Raw genomic sequence first — 20,852 nt, forward strand, 5'->3', positions numbered from 1 at the left:
AAAACCCGAGCCTAACCAGTGTGCCACCGAGAAGTGCGGTAACTATTTATCGCTTTTTTTGACAAGACATGACGGACACGCGCGGCCGCTGTCAGTCCACCCAGCGGCCCAGTTGCTGGCGCAGCCGACGGTTCTCGGCCCGCAGTTGCTGGACTTCCTCCAGCAGGTCCAGCGCCAGGGCGACGCCTTCCCACTCCAGGTCCAGATCGTGCCGCAGCTTCGCGGCACGCTTGGCCAGGGCCAGTTCGTAATCGGTAAAACGCCAATCCGTCGGGGCCGCGCCGTGGGGTTCGAGGATGCCATGCTCGACGATTTCGATCACATGGACATCGGCCAATGCGGCGGCTTCACAGAATTCCAACAGGTTCAGTTCAATGATCGGGGTGTTCATGATCTGCTTCTCCCAATACTTTAACTGCGTAGGAGCGTAGGAGCTGACGAGTGAAACGAGGCTGCGATCTTTCTACTACCCATTGAGTCTAGAGCGAAAGATCAAAATCAAAAGATCGCAGCCTCGTTTCACTCGTCAGCTCCTACCAGCTCCTACCAACAGTGACCGGCCACTGTCAGAAGTTCTCCCGCGGATCAAACGCAGCTTTCTTCGCCAGTTCCGCCCACAACGCTTTGACCGCCTCGTCGCTGGCCTTGGGCATCACGGCCTTGAGCTGCACGAACAGGTAGCCGCGCTCGCCCGCTTTGTTGCGCAAACCGTGGCCCTTGGCGCGCATGCGCTGGCCGTTCTGGCTGCCGGCCGGGACCTTGAGGTTGATCTTGCCGGTGAGGGTCGGCACCGCCACCTCAGTGCCCAGCGCCAATTCCCAAGGCGCCAGGGGCAAGGTGATGATCAGGTCCTGGCCTTCGACGTCGAACTTGGGGTGCGGGGCGAAGCGAATGATCAGGTACAAATCACCATTGGCACCGCCACCGATACCCGGCGCACCCTGGCCCTTGAGGCGGATGCGTTCGCCGTCGGTCACGCCCAGTGGAATCTTCACGTTCAGGCTTTTGCTGGTATTGCTGACGTGCTGGCCGGCGGCGTTGTACTGCGGCACTTGGAAGCTGACCTTTTTCGAATCGCTCGACAGGGTCTCCTCCAGGAAGATCGGTAATTCCATTTCCACGTCTTGCCCTCGACGGCCGGTGCTGCGGCCTGACTGTCCACCACCGAAACCCGGCCCGCGATTACCAAAAATCGAGCTGAAGAAATCCGAAAAATCGCCAGTGTCCTGGCCACCGCCAAAACCGCCCCGGCTTTGCCAGCCCGGCGGTCCCTGGAAAGGCTGGCCGTGCTGGCCATAGCGACGCAGGTCGTCGTACTCGGCGCGTTTGTCGGCGCTTTTCAGCGCCTCATAGGCTTCGGAGACGTCCTTGAACTTGGTCTCGGCATCCTTTTCCTTACTCACATCCGGGTGGTATTTGCGCGCCAGTTTGCGATAAGCAGCCTTGATCGTGGCGTCATCAGCCGTCGGCTCCACACCCAGAATCTTGTAATAGTCTTTGAAGTCCATCGAAGGATCACCATCCGTTATCGATATCGCACCGCCACCCGCAGCATGCTCGTGATACAAGTCCTGGGGTTTGACCGATCTCAAGGTTTGTGACCGGGCGGCGCTTCAGAAGTTTATCGGCAGCCGGTGGCGGTTCTTGTACCCGCCCTGTGGCTACCAGGCTCATGCCAGCAAGTTTGGGGGTCGGACACGGTCTTTCAAGGCCGATGTTTGCGAATTAGCAGATAACCGGCCTTCGAATCCGCGTCGCACTGACATACACTGCGCGGCCGTTTTTTCAACTGGAACCCGAAAGACATGAAAAACGCATCCCCGGCCCGTGCCTGCGGCATCGACTTCGGCACGTCCAACTCCACTGTCGGCTGGCTGCGCCCCGGCATGGAAACGCTGATTGCGCTGGAGGACGACAAGATCACCCTGCCCTCGGTGGTCTTTTTCAATCTCGAGGAACGCCGCCCGGTGTATGGCCGCCTGGCCCTGCACGAATACCTGGAAGGCTACGAAGGCCGGCTGATGCGCTCGCTCAAGAGCCTGCTGGGTTCCAAGCTGATCAAGCACGACACCAGCGTGCTGGGCACGGCCATGCCGTTCAAGGATCTGCTGGGGCTGTTCATCGGCCAGTTGAAGAAACGCGCCGAGGCCACCGCCGGTCGGGAATTCGAAGAAGTGGTGCTGGGTCGCCCGGTGTTTTTCGTCGACGACGATGAAATGGCCGATCAGGAAGCGGAAAACACCCTGGTGGACGTGGCCCGCGCCATCGGTTTCAAGGAAGTCTCGTTCCAGTATGAGCCCATCGCGGCGGCATTCGACTATGAGTCGACCATCGAGAAAGAGGAGCTGGTGCTGATCGTCGACATCGGCGGCGGTACTTCCGACTTCTCCCTGGTGCGCCTGTCGCCCGAGCGCCGCACCCACGACAACCGCCACGCTGACATCCTCGCCACCGGCGGCGTGCACATCGGCGGGACTGATTTCGACAAGCAGCTCTCGCTGGCCGGCCTGATGCCGCTGTTCGGCTACGGCAGCCGCATGAAAAGCGGCGCCTACATGCCCACCAGCCACCACATGAACCTGGCGACCTGGCACACCATCAATGGCGTGTACTCACAAAAATCCACCCTGGCCCTGGCGAGCATGCGCTACGACATCGAAGACACCGGTGGCATCGACCGGCTGTTCAAGTTGATCGAACAACGCGCCGGGCACTGGCTGGCGATGGAAGTGGAAGAAACCAAGATCCAGTTGACCCACACCGACCAGCGCCACGTGCCGCTGGACCGGATCGAGCCGGGCCTGAGCGTGGACCTGAGCCGCGAACTGTTTGAATCGGCCATCGACGGCCTGCTGGAGCGGGTACGCGGCAGCGTCACGCAATTGCTCAACGATGCCAATGTGCGCGTCGACCAGGTGGATACGGTGTTCTTTACCGGCGGTTCCAGCGGCATCCCGGCGCTGCGCAACAGCGTCTCGGCCATGCTGCCCCTGGCCCGGCATGTGGAAGGCAACATCTTCGGCAGCATCGGCAGCGGGTTGGCGATCGAGGCGATGAAGCGGTATGGGTAAAAAGCAGCTGTGAGCTGCAAGCTTCAAGCTGCAAGTAAGAGCGGTCAGGCGGCGCGGCTGGCTTTTACTTGCAGCTTGAAGCTCGAAGCTCGAAGCTTGCAGCTGCTTTCCTACACCATCCCCACCTGCTTCAACTCACTCTTGAGGTACGCATAGTAGATTGGCCCCGCCACCACGCCCGGCAGGCCGAACGCGGCTTCGAACACCAGCATCGCCATGAGCAATTCCCAGGACTTGGCGCTGATCTGCCCACCGACGATGCGCGCATTGAGGAAGTATTCGAGCTTGTGGATCACGATCAGGTAACCCAGCGCCGCCATTGCCACCCAGATCGACAGCGACAAGGCGACGATGGTGATCAGGGTGTTGGACATCAGGTTGCCTATGACCGGCAGCAGCCCCAACAGGAACGTCATGACGATCAGAGTCTTGGTCAACGGCAGGTGGATACCGAACAGCGGCAGCACCACCGCCAGGAAAATCCCGGTGAAGAAGGTGTTGAGCAGGGAAATCTTGATCTGGGCGAACACAATGTTGCGAAACGCCTTGACCAACAGGCTCAGACGGTCGAACAGCGCCGCGGCCAGGGGCTTGCGCTTGGTCAGGTCGGGGATGCGCTGCAGAGCGACGATGGCCCCCAGGACCATGCCGATCAACAACGTCACGAACATGTGCGCCGCATCCTTGCCCACCAGCTGCAGGTCGCTCAGGTGCTTGCTCATCCAGTCGCCAATGGCCACCCGGAACTCGGCCGCGCTGGCCGGCAGGTAGGCATCGATGAACGGTGGCAACTGCCCCCGGGCGCGATCGACCACTGCCATGAACATGTCCAGGGACGCGCCTGGGTTTTCCGCCTCATGGAGCAGGAAACTGATGGCCCCGGCGAAAATCAACGACAGCACACTGACCACCAGCGTGCCCAGCAGCGCTACCGCCAACCAGCGGGCCCGCCGGCCCTCGATCAGCCGTTGCAGCTGCGGGGTGAGCATGTTGACCAGCTCGAACACCAGTAAACCGGCCAACAGGCTCGGCAACAGGCGCAACGGCAGCACCAGCAACAACCCACCAAAAATGATCACCCAACTGATCACCAACAAGACATGACGCTGAGAAAACGTTGGCATACAGCCTCAGAACAAAACGGCGTGAAAGGATCGGCAGTCTGCCAGCGTTCCACCAACAGCACTAGGGATTGTATCGGCTGACCTTGATCGCAGTGCAGGTGTTTTTTTGTAGCGCCTGTGAAGACTTATCGCGAGCAGGCTCGCTCCCACAATGGACCGGGCAGTGCAAATCGACTGTGGGAGCGAGCCTGCTCGCGATGGGGCCGGCAAAGGTTGAAGAAAACCCTGGCCGTTATTTTTTCTTCAGGCACTCACTCATGAACGCTTTACGCGCATCGCCCTTCAGCGCCTGGGTAGTGGCCGTGGCGTTGCAGGTCTTCATGCGTTCCTGCGGGGTACTCGCAGCGGCCGGGCTGGCCTTGAGGCAGTTACTCATGAAGGCTTTGCGCTCATCACCCTTGAGGGCCTTGGCGGTGGCGTCGGCATTGCAGGTGGTCATCTTGTTCTGTTGGGCCGTGGCGGCGAAGCCCTGGGCACACAACAGCAAACCGATCATCAACAAAGGGACACGCAGCATCTTCATGATGTTTTCTCCTGGCTGCCGCACGATGGGTACGGCGATGAGATGCAGTGTAGACAACGCCCGTTACACCTTCATCTGCGCGAATTTCTGTGCCTGATTGACCGTCATCGCGAGCAGGCTCGCTCCCACATTCGGATCGGGTTTCTTCTGGCGGAGTGCGGTCAACTGTGGGAGCGAGCCTGCTCGCGATGACGGACAACCCGACCTGAAGCCCTACACCCCGGCAACCTTCAACCGCGCCGCATGCTCGACGAACAAACGAACCGGCTCGGCGCCCTTGCCCACCAGCCCCAGCGACTGGTTGACGATATCGAAGTGATCCAGCGGATAGTCATCGCCGATCACCGTGCCCAGGTGCGAGCTGTAGCGCCCGACCATGCCGTCGCATTGCCCGGCCTCACGCACGAAGGTGCGGGCGAACAGCCGGCAGCTGCGGTGGGTGCCATCAAACAGATTACGTCCCCTTTCGGTCTTGCCCGGCTGCAAGGTCCCGGACCAGGAGTAATAACGCACGCCATTGACCTCTTCGGGTCCACTCCCGCCCCACGTTTCTGGCAGGCCCTGGGGATATTGCTGGTTGAACAGGGCCACGCCCGCGGTCGTGAGAGAGCCATGGGACGCCTGGATATCCACCGGCAACCTGGGCCCGCGATAACCGGTTTCCAGCAGGCTCATCAGGGCGCCGATCAATCGAAGCAAGGCACTGAGCAAGCGGCCCTTGGCGCTGTTGGCCGGGTAATGGGTCTGCAGGTAATCAGCCAGCTCGGAACCATGGTTGGTGCCGGCCACCGAGGTGACCGATGCCACCAGGTCCGGGCGTTTGGCCGCCGCGTAACGTGCCGTGAGGGCGCCCTGGCTGTGGCCGATCAGGTTGACTTTCTGTGCACCGGTTTGCTTGAGGATCTCCTCGATCCGCGCGAGCAACTGCTCGCCGCGCACCTCGGATGAGTGCAGCGGCGACACCTGCACAGCAATCACCACTGCCCCACCCCGGCGCAGCGCCGAAACGATCCCGTACCAATACGGATACAGCACCAGACGAATAAATCCGAGCATTCCGGGGACCAGCACCAGCGGGTAACGAGTGGCGCACTGTTGTGACATGGCGACATCCTTGATCAATAGGTGGTCAGCATCGGTATCGATGATGACCCGTCTATGACACCCGCGCCATCAGAACGTCTGCGCCAACCCCAGCAGGCGTTGCTCAGCCTCGGCGCAGGACTGGGCGAAACTGCGCTCGGCCGACTCCTCGCCTTCGGCGGCAACCACCGTCACCTCGGTGATACCGATGAAGCCCAGCACGGTGCGCAGCAGCGTGTCGGCGTGGTTCATCCCTTCAAGCTGACCGCCGGGCCCGAAACCAAAGTCGCCGCGACTGGTCACGATCAGCGCTTTCTTGCCCAGCACCAGCGGCTCGTACTGCGACACGCCGTTATCCAGGCTGTGGTTGAACGTCAGACCGATCCGCACAATCTGATCGATCCACGCTTTCACGCCGCTGGGCACGCTGAAGTTGTGCATGGGCGCGGAGATGACCAACCGATCATGGGCCTGCAACTCCGTCACCAATGCATCACTGAGTGCCAGATCCGCCTGCATGGTCAGCGGTCGGGCTTGCGGTTCGGGGTAGAACGCCGCCGCGATGAACGCTTCGTTGACCGGAGGAATCACGGTGCGCCCCACTTCGCGACGGGTCAGTTGGCAATGCGGATGGGCGGCCTGCCAGGCCGAGACAAAACGCTCGGTCAGGCGTCGGGAGTGTGAGCGCTCACCACGAGGGCTGCCATGCACGACAAGAATTTTGCTCATCTGAATCTCCTTGGATTGCGACTAGAATCAATAGATCTTTTTCGCCTCCAGCTTGATGTCCGACGCTACAGCCGAGCAAATGAGTGCTCGTCACGCTAGATGAGTTGACTTCATCCATGGCAATTCAGGAGATCAGTAATGTTTGCCACGCTGCCCCTCAACGCACTGCGCGCCTTTGAGTCTGCCGCACGACTGCTCAGCTTCAAGGCAGCCGCGGCGGAGCTGTCGGTGACGCCTACGGCGGTCTCCCATCAGATTCGCGCCCTGGAAACCTGGCTGGGCCTGCAACTGTTCGAACGGCTGCCGCGCCAGGTGCGGCTCACCGACGGCGGCCAACGCTTGTTCCAGAGTTTGCACAGTGCCTTGCTGGAAGTGGCGCAAAGCGTCGACACCCTGCGCCCGCAACGCACCAACACTCACCTGACCCTTTCCACCACCGCAGCGTTTGCCAGCCTGTGGCTGGTGCCGCGCCTGGGCCGGTTTTATGCACGTCACCCGAATATCAACGTGCGCCTGGACACCCATTGCGAAGTGGTCGATTTGCATCAGGACGCCAGTGTCGATCTGGTGGTGCGCTACAGCCTGGACAGTTACCCGAACCTGTATGGCTTGTGTCTTTTCGATGAAAACTTCGGCGTGTATGGCTCGCCGGAGCAAGTGGCCCTGGCTGCGCAGAGGCCGCCCACGCTGATCAGCGTGCGCTGGCACAACGCCAAACTGTATGCCCATGGCTGGGAGGCCTGGTGCGCCCAGGCCGGCGAAACCTGGCTGGCCCAGCAACCTTGCGTACGCGAGTACGACGAGGAGCATTACGCCCTGCAAGCGGCAATCGCCGGACAAGGCCTGGTACTGGCGAGCAACATCCTGGCTTCTGAAAGCGTCGCCAGCGGCCTGTTGGTGGCTTATCGGCCGCAGATCCAGGTCAACGGCGCCGGCTACAGCGCCCTGTGCGTTCCGGGTCGTGAACGCCATCCGCCGGTGCGGGCATTCTTCCAGTGGCTGGAGCAAGAGGCGCGGCAATCCGCTCATGCACTGAAAAACTCAGTAAAACTTTTCGAGGATCGCGTCACTCAGATTTAGAGCGATCACGCCATCAGAGTGTGACGCCCTACCGGATCAGCCTCCAGGAGAACGAGATGAGCGACATGCACCTATCCGATGTAACCACCCTGCGCGAACGGGCGCGGCAGAACGTGCAGAACGGCGCCGTGACCGAGGGATATAGCGCTGATCGACAGGAAGTCATTCGCCTGCTCAACGAAGCGCTGGCCACGGAACTGGTGTGCGTGCTGCGCTACAAGCGCCACTACTTCATGGCCACCGGCCTCAAGGCCAGCGTGGCGGCCAGCGAGTTTCTCGAACACGCGAACCAAGAAGCCGAACACGCCGACAAGCTCGCTGAGCGCATTGTGCAGTTGGGCGGCGAGCCGGAGTTCAACCCCGACCTGTTGACGCGCAACTCCCACGCCCAGTACGTGGCGGGCAACACCCTCAAGGAAATGGTCTACGAAGACCTGGTCGCCGAACGGATCGCCATCGACAGCTACCGGGAAATCATCCAGTACATCGGTGAAAAAGACCCGACCACCCGGCGAATCTTTGAAGACATCCTGGCTCAGGAAGAAGAGCATGCCGATGACATGGCCGATATCCTGGCCGACTTGTAATACCGCTATCGCGAGCAGGCTCGCTCCCACATTGAATCGTGTCCTGTCGCGGTCGAATGTGGGAGCGAGCCTGCTCGCGATGGGGCCAGTAACCCTCACCGAAAAGCCTGGTTAACGGGTTGGCTTGACCGTCACCGGCGCCTTGCCGGCCTTCATCTGTTCCAGCAATGGCGCGCACTGGTTCGGCTCACCACCGCTGGGTGCAACCAGGGCCAACAACCCGGCCGCCGGCGCGGCAATGACACCCAGCGCCACCATCCCGGCCCCACGCAGTATCAACGGCACGGCCTTGACGCCCGCCGCGGGCTTGGCGAAGGTGCCTCGCACGTACAAGGGCGAGCGCAGGGAAATCAAGCGCCAGCCCTTGGACTCCGGCGTAATGGTCAGGTCCAGTTGTTCAGTAGCCATGTTCGCCGTGCCATCGACGTAAATGATCGCGTTCGCGGTGTCGAACACGAACAGGCGGGTGGTCGCCAGGCCAGTCTTGATGTCGAAGTCCGCCGCCGCGCAGTTGATCTTCACTTCCTCGTCGCCAAAGATTTTCCCCACCACGTAGTTGCCGACGTTCAGCCCCGCCAGCTCCATCAACTCCCGACTGATGGCGCCGTCGTTGATGAGCATTTTCAACGTACCGCTGGAGGTGCCCAGCAACGCTGCCACCGAATTGCCACGGCCGGTGATATCGGCATCGCCGTTCAGTTCACCGAAGCTGGTTTCCATCGGCGCGAAACCGGGGAATAGCTGTTTGAGCTTGAAACCCCGCGCCGTCAGCTTCGCCTGGCCTTCAAGGGGCCGTGTGCGGCCGTTGAGGCGGATCTGCGCATCGAGCCGGCCACCGGCCACACCAAAGCGCAGGGGCTCGAGACTCAGTTGGCCGTCGTTGAGCACCAGATGCGTGTAAAGGTCAGTGAAGGGTAACTGCTCACTGTGGACGATGCGCTTGCCGGTGAACTCCACATCGGCGTCCATTACGCCCCAGCGCTCGGTACGAAACTCCTCCACGGGCAGTACTTTGTCGGACGGCTGTTTGCTCGCGCCGCCTCGGGCCTTTTGTTCGGCGTTGGAGTCGGCGCCGATCAGGGGTGCCAGGTCGCTGAACAACAGTTGATTGGAGACCAGTGCGCCACTGAGTTTGGGCCGCGGCTGGCTGGCGACGTAGGCCAGGTCACCGTGGATATCGCTATCGCCGATCTTGCCGTTGAAGGCTTCATAACGAAACAGTGCCCCGCCGGGCTCGTGGAGCTTGGCAATCAGGCGGCCATCGGTGGAATACGGCGGCGAATCCGGCAAGGTCACGCCGGTCAGCGGGTAAAGATTGGCCAGGCTGCTACCGGCCAGTTTCAAGCGAAGATCCAGCGCGCCCAGGTTCATCGGGTCGGTCAGCGTGCCGGCCAGTTCGACACGGGTATCGTCGACTTTCGCCTGGGCCTGCAACGGAAAAGGTTGCGACGCATCCTGTAGCGCCAACAAGCCACCGACCTTACCGGAGCCTGCGAGGCTCTGTCCGTGGTACTGGCCGTTGACCTTGAAGGCAAACGCATAATCCTGGGGCGCCGCACCTGCGTCCCGGGCCTTTTCCGCGGTCTTGTCGCCAACGATATCGCTGAAAGGGATGGGTTTGCCCAACGGGTCGATCAGCAGGTCCAGCCGGGTTTTCAGCGTCTGGTCGTCAAGGGTGACATGACCCTTGTCGAAGCCGATGGTGCCGATGTCCAGCACCCAGCTGGACGGTTCGGCGTCCGGCTCTTTCGGGTCGAACTCAAACGTCCAGTTGGCACGGCCATCGGCCAGGCGTTGCAGGTTGGCGTCGGGTTCGGTCAGGTCGATGCGCGGAATTGCTACTCGCTGCGCCAGCAAGGCCAGGGGCGAGATGCGCAGCTCGACGCGCTTGAGCGTGACCATTTGCGTGGTTTTCGACCAGTCAGGGTTACCCAGACTCAAGTCTTCGGCCACCACATGGGGCCACGGTACCCAGGCCCGCCAGCCGCCCTCCTCCGGTTCGCGCTGCCAGACCACCGCCAGGTTGCCATTGATGGCGAACGGGCGATGCAACTCCTCGGAAACCTTGGCGTTGAGCGGCGGCTTGATCCGGTTCCAATCAAAGAACGCGATGACCAGCACCAGCACGGCCAGCAGGACAACAAGGCTGGCGAAGGTCCAGGCGAGGATTTTTGAGGTGCGCGTCATGCACAAGGCTCCTGATGACAAGTCTGCGTCCGGACAAGCGACGGCTTGGAAGCACGAACCTGTAACCGGCTCGTTGTGAAGAGTAGGACTGGCAAAACAGCCAACTGGTTTAACTCTATGGGCGATGAACGGCACAAATAACTGGAAAAACCTGACCGAACCGCCAGCTACGTGTTACCGGCCCCGCACTTTTGCGAGGCATGAATGGGTACAAAATACCCACTCAGTGCAAAACATCGCCTCGGAAACACCCGTTCTAGAGCCTTCCGGCCAAACAATCAATTCTGTTGATTATTACCATTGCGTTTATGAACTTTTATATCGACTTATCGAGAGTAGCATTGCCTCCGTACCCACTTTATCGCCCCCCCAAGGAGCAATGATCATGAAACGCCAATTACTGATGAGCCTCACCCTTTCCATGCTGGCCTCCACCGCTTTCGCACTGCCAGCCTCCGAACAAGCCACGCCACAGGTCAAGGACAGCCGCTCGGTCTATAGCCAGACCGTTGCTGATGATGGCTACGACCAGACCCGTCAAGGTAAGGAACTGGCTGAAGGCGGTTACGAGCGTACCCCTCAGGGTCAGACAGTTGCCGAAGGCGGCTACGAACGTACCCCTCAGGGTCAGACAGTTGCTGAAGGTGGCTACGAACGTACCCCTCAGGGTCAGACAGTTGCTGAAGGTGGCTACGAACGTACCCCTCAGGGTCAGACAGTTGCTGAAGGCGGCTACGAACGTACCCCTCAAGGTCAGGAAGTAGCTGAAGGTGGCCGTCGTCGCCTGGAAGAAAAAGGCCTGGTTGAAGGTGGCTACGAGCGCACCCCACAGGGTCAGGCCGTTGCTGAAGGCGGTGGTGACCGCGTGATCAAACGCAACAGCGCATTGAGCTGAGCCGATGGTGGCCCGGAAAAAAGCCCGATTCCTGCAATCGGGCTTTTAACTTTTCAAGAACCTCGCTTTCTCGTTTGATCCCCCTCTACCGTTCGACGGCGACAAAGTCGATTTGCTAGAGTGCAGCGCTCCCGTGAATCAGAAGTCAGCCCTGCGATGCTGCCCCGCGCCGAACAGAAACAACAGACCCGAAATGCCTTGATGGATGCAGCCCGTCATTTGATGGAGTGCGGCCGAGGGTTCGGCAGCCTGAGCCTGCGGGAAGTCGCCAGGACCGCCGGCATCGTCCCCACCGGGTTCTACCGGCATTTCGACGACATGGACCAACTGGGCCTGGCACTGGTCAGCGAAGTCGGCCAGACCTTTCGCGAAACCATCCGGCTGGTGCGCCACAACGAATTCGTCATGGGCGGCATCATTGATGCCTCGGTGCGTATTTTTCTGGATGTGGTGCAAGCCAACCGTTCGCAGTTCCTGTTCCTGGCCCGCGAGCAGTACGGCGGCTCCCTGCCCGTGCGCAAAGCCATCGCCTGTCTGCGTGAAGGCATCAGTTCGGACCTGGCGGCCGACCTGGCATTGATGCCCAAATTGCAGCATTTGGACCTTGCCGCATTGAGCGTAATGGCCGACCTCATCGTCAAAAGCGTATTCGCCACTCTGCCTGACATCCTCGACCCGCCCGCAGAAGCCCTGCCTGAACACCTCACGCCCCAAGTGAAAATCACCCAGCAATTGCGCTTTATTTTCATCGGGCTCAAGCACTGGCAAGGCTTGGGCAGCACCGAGTAGCCGCCGAGAGGTTTCCTTTGTGGGAGCGAGCCTGCTTGCGATAGCAGTGGGTCAGCCAACATTGATTCCACCGATGCACCGCAATCGCGAGCAGGCTCGCTCCCACAGTGTTTCGCGCAAGCTGCAAAATGGTGCACGGCACCAGTAGGCGCACCATAACAGCACGCAATCCGAACCATCCTGAAACGCCACCCCAGCTATTTCCTACATCTCCATCTATTGGCAAGCCCCTTGCTCTAAACACAGCACCGTTCATTGCTGGAAGCCTTCCGATGCTGGTGATTCATCGCAGAATCGACACTCAACCCCGCTGGGACGCCGAGCTGCACCTGACCTTCGACGCCCGCAGCAAAAGCCGCCTGCGCTGTTTCAGTGCCGAAGGTGAAGACGTGGGTTTGTTTTTGGAGCGAGGCCAGCCGCCGCTCTACGATGGCGAATGCCTGCAAGCTGAAGACGGGCGCATCGTGCGCGTCTGCGCCCGCCCCGAACAATTGCTGCATGTCACCTGCGCCAATGCATTTGAACTGACCCGTGCGGCCTATCACCTGGGCAATCGCCATGTTGCCCTGCAAGTGGGCGATGGCTGGCTGCGCCTGCTGGACGATTACGTGCTCAAGGCGATGCTCGAACAACTGGGTGCCAACGCCGAAAACATTGAGGCGCCGTTCCAACCGGAACACGGCGCGTATGGCGGCGGCCATCATCATTCCCGACACGGCGACGAAGATTTCAACTACGCGCCCCGCCTGCATCAGTTCGGCGTACGCACATGAATCCGGCGTGGGCGCTGCTGCGTCTGGCCAGCCCGCAATTGCCGATTGGCGGTTACAGCTATTCCCAGGGATTGGAGATGGCGGTGGATAACGGCCAGGTCAAAACCTGCGACGACGCCCGTCGCTGGATCAGCGATCAGTTGCTGTTGAACCTGGCACGCTTCGAGGCGCCTCTGTTGCTGGCCCACTGCACCGCCGCCACCGCCGACGACTGGGACGCCTTGCTGCAACACTGCGAAGAACACCGCGCCAGCCGGGAAACCCGCGAGCTGTATCAGGAGAGCCGGCAGATGGGCTATTCGTTGCAGCAGTTGCTGGGCGGCCTGCCAGAACTCGATGCCGCGGCACGGAGCTTTGTTGAACAACGTACCGAACCGCACCTGGCCCTGGGTTGGGCCCTGGCCGCTCGCGCCTGGCACATCAGCCCCCAGGACGCTCTTGCCGCCTGGTTATGGAGCTGGCTGGAAAACCAGTTGGCCGTACTGATGAAGACCCTGCCCCTGGGCCAGCAAGCCGCCCAGCGCCTGACCAGCGAACTGCTGCCGCTGCTGCAACAGGCCCAGCACGACGCCTCGAACATCGATCCCGACCACTACGGCAGCGCCGCGTTTGGCCTGTCCCTGGCGAGCATGGCCCATGAACGCCAGTACAGCCGCCTGTTCCGTTCCTAGGAGACCCTCATGAATACACAACCTCTGCGCGTCGGTATCGGCGGCCCGGTGGGTTCCGGCAAAACCGCACTGACCCTGGCCCTGTGCCTGGCTCTACGTGAACGCTACAACCTGGCGGTGGTCACCAACGACATCTACACCCGCGAAGATGCCGACTTTCTGGTGCGCAACCAAGCTCTGGCGCCGGAACGAATTATCGGCGTGGAAACCGGCGGTTGCCCGCACACGGCGATTCGCGAAGACGCCTCGATCAACCTTGAGGCCGTGGATCAATTGAACCGGCGGTTTCCGGGGCTGGATCTGATCCTGGTGGAATCGGGTGGCGACAACCTTTCGGCGACCTTCAGCCCGGAGTTGTCGGACCTGACCATTTACGTGATCGATGTCTCGGCCGGCGACAAGCTGCCGCGCAAAGGCGGGCCGGGCATCTGTAAATCCGACCTGCTGGTGATCAACAAGATCGACCTGGCGCCACTGGTGGGGGCGTCCCTGGAAATGATGGACAGCGACACCCGACGAATGCGCAACGGCAAGCCGTTCGTGTTCAGCAACCAGAAAACCGGCCAGGGCCTGGAGCAGATCATCGCCTTCATCGAACGCCAGGGCCTGCTGACCGCCGCCTGATTTTTCAACTTCAACGATTCACCCGTTCAACAAGGAAGCTTATCCATGACCTTCAAACGCCTGCTTGGCGCCCTCGCCCTGTTGCTGACTCCGGCCTTGGCCTTCGCTCACCCCGGCCATGGCGATAACGGCCTGATGGCCGGCCTCGGTCACCCCATCGGCGGGCTTGATCATCTGCTGGCGATGTTGGCGGTCGGCTTGTGGGCCGCCCAACAACAAGGCGCGGCGCGCTGGGCACTGCCGTGCACCTTCGTCGCCAGCATGCTGATCGGCGGTTTGCTCGGCTTTGAAGGCCTGGACCTGCCAGCACTGGAAAGCGGGATTGCCGCCTCGGTGCTGGCCCTGGGCCTGGCGGTGGCTCTGGCGGTACGCCCGCCGCTGAGCCTGGCGATTGGCGCGACGGCGGTGTTTGCGCTGTTCCATGGCGTGGCCCATGGCCTGGAACTGCCGGACATGACAAGTCCCTTGGCTTACGCGGCCGGTTTTGTCGCGGCGACGGCGGCGCTGCATGGCGCTGGCTACGCCGTGGTTCGCGTTTTGCCACGAGCGGCCGCGCCACTGGTGCGCCTGGCCGGAGTGGGTTCGGCGGCGGCTGGGGTGTGGTTGTTGGCGGGTTGATTTTCAGCGCCCATCAAGGCTAATCGCGAGCAGGCTCGCTCCCACAGGGCGTGGTGTACGCCGATAAATGTGGGAGCGAGCCTGCTCGCGATGACGGACTGGAGGGCCCCGCCTCTCTCGAACTTGCCACTCTGCTACCATGTCGCGCAATCGCCCCCCAGCCGTGACGACGTCCGCCAATGCCCGATGCTTCCCGCCCCGCTCCTGCGCCTGAACTGCCTGCCCTGTTCGCCACGGTACGCCAGCACTTTCACGACGTGATCGTGCCGATGTGGCAAGGCCCGGGATGGAATGCCGAACTGGCGCTGCCCTATGAATCTCTCGATACCCGGCACAAGCCGCTCGCGCCCCAGCGCTACCGGGCCATGGCCTGTGCGCGGCAGTTATATGTGTTTGCCAGCCTGATCGGCGAAGTACCACAGGCCGAAGAACGGGCAGGCGCACTGTTCCGCTCGCTGCAGCGACACTTCCATGATGGCGAACATGGCGGCTGGTTCTACAGCGTTGACCCCCAAGGCGTACCGCTGGACACCGGCAAAGATCTCTACACCCACGCCTTCATCCTGTTTGCTTGCGCCCATTACTGGAGCAAGGTTCGCGAACCGCTGGTGGAGTCGGTGCTCAACGCAGCCCTCGAAGTCATCGCCCGGCGCTTTGCGACCGGAGACGGTCTTTACGAGGCCAGCCTGGGACGCGATTGGTCGACACGCGAATCCGGCCCGTTGCAAAACCCGCTGATGCACCTGGCCGAAGCCTTCCTCGCCACCCTCTCGGTTCGCGACGACGTCAACGTCCATCAGGCATTGCTGGCCCTGTGCGATGCCATGTTCAAGCACTTCATCGACCCGCAGCAGCGCGTCATGATGGAAAAACCCGTGAAGGCTGTGGATAACTGGTTTGAGCCAGGCCATCAGTTCGAGTGGTATTACTTGCTGGCCTCATCGCCCATGTTGCGCGGCGGTAAGTTGCACACAGCCCTTGAGAGCAGCTTCAACCGTACCGAACAGCAAGGCGTGAGCCCGCAGTCCGGCGCGGTGTGCGCCATGCTGAGCCTGGGATCACAGGTTGCGCCGCGGGACGCCACCCAGCGCATCTGGGCCCAGGCCGAGTATATTCGGGCATTGACCCTGCGCCCCGAAAGCCAGACGTTGCTGCGCCAGTTGCAGGCGTTGCAGCAACACTTCCTGCGCCCCGAAGGCTGGCATGAATGCCTGGACGCTGACGGCACTGTCAGCCGCCAGGACATGCCATCGACCACGCCTTATCACTTGATGACCTGCTATCGCGGGTTGGCTGATTATCTGGGCTGACCGATAAATCGCTATCGCGGGCAAGCCTTGCTCCCACAGGGCTTTGGCCGACCTTGCCCCCCATGGATAGTCAACTCTGTGGGAGCAAGGCTTGTCCCATGGATGAGTCAACTCTGTGGGGAGCAAGGCTTGTCCCCATAGATGAGTCAACTCTGTGGGGAGCAAGGCTTGTCCCATGGATGAGTCAACTCTGTGGGGAGCAAGGCTTGTCCCCATAGATGAGTCAACTCTGTGGGAGCAAGGCTTGTCCCATGGATGAGTCAATTCTGTGGGAGCAAGGCTTGCCCGCGATGAACGATAACGCGGTCTTACGCCTTGTTGCGCTCGATGGCAAACCCGGCCCAGGTCTGGCTCACCGGCATCAACTCCAGGCTGTTGATGTTGATGTGAGCCGGGGCATTGAGCACCCAGAAGATGGTATCGGCGATATCCTGCGGCTGGATCGGCTCGGCCCCGGCATAGGTCGCGTTGTAGCGCTCCTGATCACCCGCGAAACGCACCAGGGAAAACTCGCTCTCGCACAGGCCCGGCTCGATGTTGCTCACCCGCACGCCTGTCCCTTGCAGATCGCAACGCAGGTTCAGGGAGAACTGTTTGACGAACGCCTTGCTCGCGCCATACACGTGGCTGCCAGGGTACGGATAGTTGCCGGCGATGGAGCCCAGGTTGACGATCCCGGCACCACGGCCATGGGCGATCAGCCGCGGCAACAGCAGACGGGTGCTGTAGATCAAGCCTTTCACGTTGGTATCGACCATCGTGTCCCAGTCATCGAGGTCGCACTTGGGCGCTGGATCAACGCCCAGGGCCAGGCCGGCGTTGTTGATCAACCCCCGCAACTTGGCAAAGGACGGTGGCAGGTTGGCGATCGCCTCTTCCATGGCTTTGCGATCACGCACGTCAAGCACCAGGCCATGCACTTCGGTCTGCTTCGACAACTCGGCACACAGGGCGTTGAGGCGTTCTTCACGACGACCGGTCAGCACCAGTTTCCAGCCTGCCTCGGCAAAACGACGGGCACAGGCTTCACCGAAACCGGACGTTGCGCCGGTAATAAACAGGGTGTTGGACATCGTGTTCTCCTTGGGGCTCAAAACAGCCAATGAATGGAAGTCGGCCCACAGCATGCCCGGCCTGACACGGTAGGGGCAAGACTTCTGGAGACAAGGTTGCACCCCAAGGATTGCTCATAAAACAACCAAACAGCGCCAGGCCTTATTAAACAAGGGCCACAGGCGGTTGCCCGCACCTTATCCACAGGCGGGTCCACAGCAATCGGGGGCAAGTGCAAATTCCACAAGCCACTGTGCATAAGGCTTTGCGAGGGGTTTGGAAAATTTTTTCCCTTGACCCTGGAATGCAGGTTGTGCAGATCGACTTATCTGCTATAAGCCGACGGTAAAAAGAACGATGGCTTCAAGCCAGCAAATTCGGCCCTCCGCGCGGTCTTTCCAGAGTTTAATCACAGACTTATCCACAGCCTTGCGCACAGATTTTCAAACCTTTTGCAGCCCTCATAAAAGTGTTGACAACCATCGCTCCCGGTTGACCGAAAACCCCTGATCAAAAAACAACCATAGGCTTGAAAGCCACGTATTCAGAGGCTTTCAGCCAGCTACTCCCACGTTACCCACAGCCGGTTCCACAGCAAACGGGGACAAGTCAAAACTGTGACAAAACAACTATTTGCGGCGACTTTATGTCGCGGTTTCGCAGGGGCTCAGGATTGTTGTCCACAATTCTCGGGCACAGCACCAAACCCTGTGGGAGCGAGCCTGCTCGCGATAGGGTCATGTCCGATATAAAGAGGTTGGATGGTCCGGTGCCATCGCGAGCAGGCTCGCTCCCACAAGGGGATGGGTGGTGGATTTAAAGATAAAAAAACCGGCGATCAATCGCCGGTTTTTTCATGGCTGGCTCGTGTCAATGCCCGCCCAGGTACGCGTTGCGCACCTCTTCATTGACGAGCAGTTCCTTGCCGGTGCCGGTCAGGCGGATTTCACCGTTGACCATCACATAGGCCCGGTCCGACAGCCTGAGGGCGTGGTTGGCGTTCTGCTCCACCAGAAAGATCGTCATGCCGGTGGACGCCAGTTCACGCAAAGTGGCGAAAATCTGTTTCACCACGATCGGCGCCAGCCCGAGGCTGGGTTCATCGAGCAGCAACAACTTGGGCCGGCTCATCAGCGCCCGGGCGATGGCGAGCATCTGCTGCTCGCCGCCGGACATGGTCATGGCCCGCTGGTTGCGCCGTTCCTTGAGCCGCGGAAACAGCTCGAACATGCGCTGCATGTCTTCGCTGGCGTGCTTGTCACCGATGGGAATGGTGCCCATCAACAGGTTTTCCTCGACCGTCATGTCAGGGAATACCCGCCGCCCTTCCGGCGATTGGGCGATGCCGTTGGAAGCAATGTAGTGGGACGATTTATGCGTGATGTCCACGCCCTGATAAATAATCTGCCCACTCGCCGCCCGCGGCTGGCCGAAGATCGACATCAGCAACGTGGACTTGCCGGCACCGTTGGAGCCGATCAGGCTGACGGTTTCGCCTTCCCCAATGTGCATCGAGACTTTTTTCAGGGCCTGGATCGGCCCGTAGAATACGTCCAGCTCCTTGAGTTCGAGGATAGGTCCACTCATACCAGCTCCTCTTCATCGGCACCCAGGTAGGCGGCGATCACCTTCGGATCGTTGCGAATCGCCTCGGGACCGCCCTCGGCGATCACGTTGCCGTGGTCCAGCACCACGATGTGGTCGGAAATGCTCATTACCATGCCCATGTCGTGTTCGATCAGCACCACGGTCAGATCGTGCTCGTCGCGCAGCAGTCGGATCATCGCGCTCAGCGCTTCGGTTTCCTGAGGGTTGAGGCCGGCGGCCGGTTCGTCGAGGCAGATAATTTGCGGACGGGTGCACATGGCCCGGGCAATTTCCAGGCGCCGTTGCTGGCCGTAGGAAAGTTCGCCCGCCAGACGGTTCGCGCAATCCACCAGGTTCACCACTTCCAGCCAGTAAAAGGCATGGTCCAGGGCATCGCTTTCTGCCTGGCGGTATCCCTTGGTGTTAAGCACGCCTGCCACCAGACTGCGGTTGACCCACATGTGCTGGGCCACCAACAGGTTCTCCAGCACGGACATTTCCTTGAACAAGCGAATGTTCTGGAAAGTCCGCGCCAGGCCTGCGCGGTTCACCAGATGGGTGCCGCCGAACATCTTGTAGAACACCCGACTGGCGAGGGTTTTGGGGGACACGAAGTCGGTCGGACGAAACGGTTCGCCCAACAGCTTGATGACATCGGTCCGTTCGCCACGCACGTTGAGCTCGATTTTGCCGCCTGTGGCCTTGTAGAAACCGGTCAGGCAGTTGAACACCGTGGTCTTGCCCGCACCGTTGGGACCGATCAGGGCGAAGATCGAGTTGCGCTTGACTTGCAGGCTGACGTCGCTAAGGGCCTTGATCCCACCAAACTGCATCATCAGGTTTTCAACGGAAAGCACGACTTCGCTCATGGCGCTACTCCCTTACGCGGCGTCACCCCGGTACGACTGATGCGAATCAGGCCGCGAGGGCGCCAGATCATCATCAACACCATCAGCACGCCGAACAGCAGCACCCGGTATTCCGAGAAGCTGCGCAGCAACTCCGGTGCCACGGTGAGGACAAATGCGGCGATGACCACGCCCACCGTCGACCCCATGCCGCCCAATACCACGATCGCCAGAATCAGCGCCGACTCGAAGAAGGTAAACGACGACGGGTTGACGAACCCCTGGTAACTGGCGAAGAACACACCCGCCAGGCCCGCCGTGGAAGCACCAATGGTGAACGCCGAGAGCTTGACCAGTACATGGTTCAGGCCCATGGAGCGGCAGGCGATCTCGTCTTCGCGCAAGGCTTCCCAGGCGCGGCCGACCGGCATACGGGTCAGGCGATGCTTGACGTAGAGCACCAGCAGCACGGTGATGAACAGCACGATGTAGATGAACAGGAATTTGACGTTAGGGTTGTAGGCCATGCCGAAGAACTCGTGGAACGGCACCCCGCCCTCCTTCGCTCGCCGGCCGAACTCCAGGCCGAAGAAGGTTGGCGACGGTACCGGCATGCCGTTCGGCCCGCCGGTAAACGACAGCCAGTTGTTGAGCACCAGCCGGATGATCTCGCCAAAACCCAGGGTCACGATGGCCAGGTAGTCACCGTGCATTCGCAACACCGGGAATCCTAATATGCACCCGGCCATCGCCGCCGCAATCGCCGCCAGTGGCAGCACCGTCCAGAACCCCAGCCCCAGGTATTGGTAACCCAGCGCCAGGCCATAGGCGCCAATGGCATAGAACGCCACGTAACCCAGGTCGAGCAACCCGGCCAGGCCGACCACGATGTTCAGGCCCAGGCCCAGCAGTACATAGATCAGTCCGAGGATGACCACCGTGAGCACGTATTTGTTGGCAAAAAACGGGAACACGATGGCGATCACGATCAGCGCCGGGATGATCCAGCGCAGACGCGACTTGTAGTCCGGGGGCAACACATGCACGCCGGAGCTGGTGCTTTCAAAACCCTGGAGAATCTTCAGTCCCTTGGGGGTTTGCAGAAACAGGCTCAAGGCAAAGCGCCCGACCATCACGATCGCCACCAACCAGCCCACGCGAGCCGGTTGCAGGTTGAAGCTGTAGCCGTCGAGCACTACGCCGACAATCGGCCCGAACACGATCAGCGAGATCAGGCCGGCCAGGATCGCGTCGATGACGCTCTTTTTGATATCAATCGGTTTATTGGCAGCAGACATAC

Annotated in this window: 21 protein-coding genes; 10 read left to right on the top strand and 11 right to left on the bottom strand. The window is 60.7% G+C overall.

Annotation, left to right across the window (positions count from 1 at the left end; genetic code table 11):
- Window positions 1–91 precede the first annotated feature (91 nt).
- Complete coding sequence (locus tag MA884_RS04365) at window positions 92–391, bottom strand: chaperone modulator CbpM (RefSeq protein WP_256229222.1); 300 nt, start codon at window positions 389–391, stop codon at window positions 92–94.
- 175 nt (window positions 392–566) lie between these two features.
- Window positions 567–1,508 carry a DnaJ C-terminal domain-containing protein gene (locus tag MA884_RS04370; RefSeq protein ID WP_256229223.1) on the bottom strand — a complete coding sequence of 314 codons (942 nt, stop codon included), beginning with the start codon at window positions 1,506–1,508 and terminating at the stop codon, window positions 567–569.
- A 297-nt stretch (window positions 1,509–1,805) separates the two neighbouring features.
- On the opposite strand from MA884_RS04370, the gene MA884_RS04375 reads away from it, so the two are divergent.
- Window positions 1,806–3,071 (top strand): Hsp70 family protein, encoded by a 1,266-nt coding sequence (locus tag MA884_RS04375; protein ID WP_256229224.1) that lies wholly within the window; start codon window positions 1,806–1,808, stop codon window positions 3,069–3,071.
- 110 nt (window positions 3,072–3,181) lie between these two features.
- On the opposite strand, the gene MA884_RS04380 is transcribed toward MA884_RS04375, so the two are convergent.
- From MA884_RS04380 to MA884_RS04395, 4 genes are all read right to left on the bottom strand, one after another.
- Window positions 3,182–4,195, bottom strand: a complete 1,014-nt coding sequence (locus MA884_RS04380) for an AI-2E family transporter (RefSeq protein ID WP_256229225.1) — start codon at window positions 4,193–4,195, stop codon at window positions 3,182–3,184.
- Window positions 4,196–4,427: 232 nt separating this feature from the next.
- Window positions 4,428–4,718: a PsiF family protein gene (locus tag MA884_RS04385; RefSeq protein ID WP_256229226.1), complete on the bottom strand. Its 291-nt coding sequence runs from the start codon at window positions 4,716–4,718 to the stop codon at window positions 4,428–4,430.
- Window positions 4,719–4,931: 213 nt separating this feature from the next.
- On the bottom strand, window positions 4,932–5,822 hold the full coding sequence (locus MA884_RS04390) for a triacylglycerol lipase (RefSeq protein WP_256229227.1): 891 nt from the start codon (window positions 5,820–5,822) through the stop codon (window positions 4,932–4,934).
- A gap of 69 nt (window positions 5,823–5,891) precedes the next feature.
- Window positions 5,892–6,530 carry an FMN-dependent NADH-azoreductase gene (locus tag MA884_RS04395; protein ID WP_256229228.1) on the bottom strand — a complete coding sequence of 213 codons (639 nt, stop codon included), beginning with the start codon at window positions 6,528–6,530 and terminating at the stop codon, window positions 5,892–5,894.
- A 138-nt stretch (window positions 6,531–6,668) separates the two neighbouring features.
- On the opposite strand from MA884_RS04395, the gene MA884_RS04400 reads away from it, so the two are divergent.
- On the top strand, window positions 6,669–7,610 hold the full coding sequence (locus MA884_RS04400) for a LysR substrate-binding domain-containing protein (RefSeq protein ID WP_256229229.1): 942 nt from the start codon (window positions 6,669–6,671) through the stop codon (window positions 7,608–7,610).
- Window positions 7,611–7,666: 56 nt separating this feature from the next.
- A complete protein-coding gene (locus MA884_RS04405) occupies window positions 7,667–8,197 on the top strand; it encodes a bacterioferritin (RefSeq protein ID WP_256229230.1) in 531 nt (176 codons plus the stop codon).
- A gap of 111 nt (window positions 8,198–8,308) precedes the next feature.
- Here the strand turns inward: MA884_RS04405 and MA884_RS04410 are convergent, their stop codons facing one another.
- Window positions 8,309–10,384, bottom strand: a complete 2,076-nt coding sequence (locus MA884_RS04410; RefSeq protein WP_256229231.1) for an AsmA family protein — start codon at window positions 10,382–10,384, stop codon at window positions 8,309–8,311.
- A gap of 385 nt (window positions 10,385–10,769) precedes the next feature.
- Here MA884_RS04410 and MA884_RS04415 point away from each other — a divergent pair, with 385 nt between their 5' ends.
- The 7 genes from MA884_RS04415 to MA884_RS04445 all read left to right on the top strand — a co-directional run bounded on the left by MA884_RS04415 (window position 10,770) and on the right by MA884_RS04445 (window position 16,064).
- On the top strand, window positions 10,770–11,279 hold the full coding sequence (locus tag MA884_RS04415; protein ID WP_256229232.1) for a hypothetical protein: 510 nt from the start codon (window positions 10,770–10,772) through the stop codon (window positions 11,277–11,279).
- 156 nt (window positions 11,280–11,435) lie between these two features.
- A complete protein-coding gene (locus tag MA884_RS04420; RefSeq protein WP_256229233.1) occupies window positions 11,436–12,068 on the top strand; it encodes a TetR family transcriptional regulator in 633 nt (210 codons plus the stop codon).
- Between the two features lie 272 nt (window positions 12,069–12,340).
- On the top strand, window positions 12,341–12,841 hold the full coding sequence (ureE, locus tag MA884_RS04425) for an urease accessory protein UreE (RefSeq protein WP_256229234.1): 501 nt from the start codon (window positions 12,341–12,343) through the stop codon (window positions 12,839–12,841).
- Window positions 12,838–13,512 (top strand): urease accessory protein UreF, encoded by a 675-nt coding sequence (locus MA884_RS04430; RefSeq protein ID WP_256229235.1) that lies wholly within the window; start codon window positions 12,838–12,840, stop codon window positions 13,510–13,512. Before ureE ends, MA884_RS04430 begins: the two co-directional genes overlap by 4 nt.
- A 9-nt stretch (window positions 13,513–13,521) precedes the next feature.
- Window positions 13,522–14,136 (top strand): urease accessory protein UreG, encoded by a 615-nt coding sequence (ureG, locus tag MA884_RS04435; RefSeq protein WP_092395804.1) that lies wholly within the window; start codon window positions 13,522–13,524, stop codon window positions 14,134–14,136.
- Window positions 14,137–14,181: 45 nt separating this feature from the next.
- Entirely contained in the window at window positions 14,182–14,754 is a 573-nt protein-coding gene (locus MA884_RS04440) for a HupE/UreJ family protein (RefSeq protein WP_256229236.1), read from the top strand.
- A 179-nt stretch (window positions 14,755–14,933) separates the two neighbouring features.
- Complete coding sequence (locus MA884_RS04445) at window positions 14,934–16,064, top strand: AGE family epimerase/isomerase (RefSeq protein ID WP_256229237.1); 1,131 nt, start codon at window positions 14,934–14,936, stop codon at window positions 16,062–16,064.
- Between the two features lie 308 nt (window positions 16,065–16,372).
- Here the strand turns inward: MA884_RS04445 and MA884_RS04450 are convergent, their stop codons facing one another.
- The 4 genes from MA884_RS04450 to livM all read right to left on the bottom strand — a co-directional run bounded on the left by MA884_RS04450 (window position 16,373) and on the right by livM (window position 20,850).
- Window positions 16,373–17,137: an SDR family oxidoreductase gene (locus MA884_RS04450; RefSeq protein ID WP_256229238.1), complete on the bottom strand. Its 765-nt coding sequence runs from the start codon at window positions 17,135–17,137 to the stop codon at window positions 16,373–16,375.
- Window positions 17,138–17,987: 850 nt separating this feature from the next.
- The gene (locus MA884_RS04455) at window positions 17,988–18,704 is read right to left on the bottom strand and encodes an ABC transporter ATP-binding protein (protein WP_076382886.1); all 717 of its coding nucleotides are present in this window, start codon (window positions 18,702–18,704) and stop codon (window positions 17,988–17,990) included.
- Window positions 18,701–19,573 (bottom strand): ATP-binding cassette domain-containing protein, encoded by an 873-nt coding sequence (locus MA884_RS04460; RefSeq protein WP_214913573.1) that lies wholly within the window; start codon window positions 19,571–19,573, stop codon window positions 18,701–18,703. Before MA884_RS04460 ends, MA884_RS04455 begins: the two co-directional genes overlap by 4 nt.
- Window positions 19,570–20,850, bottom strand: a complete 1,281-nt coding sequence (gene livM, locus MA884_RS04465; RefSeq protein WP_076382888.1) for a high-affinity branched-chain amino acid ABC transporter permease LivM — start codon at window positions 20,848–20,850, stop codon at window positions 19,570–19,572. Before livM ends, MA884_RS04460 begins: the two co-directional genes overlap by 4 nt.
- Window positions 20,851–20,852: the final 2 nt, after the last annotated feature.

This window comes from Pseudomonas sp. Q11, assembly GCF_024494355.1.
Classification (GTDB): domain Bacteria; phylum Pseudomonadota; class Gammaproteobacteria; order Pseudomonadales; family Pseudomonadaceae; genus Aquipseudomonas; species Aquipseudomonas hefeiensis.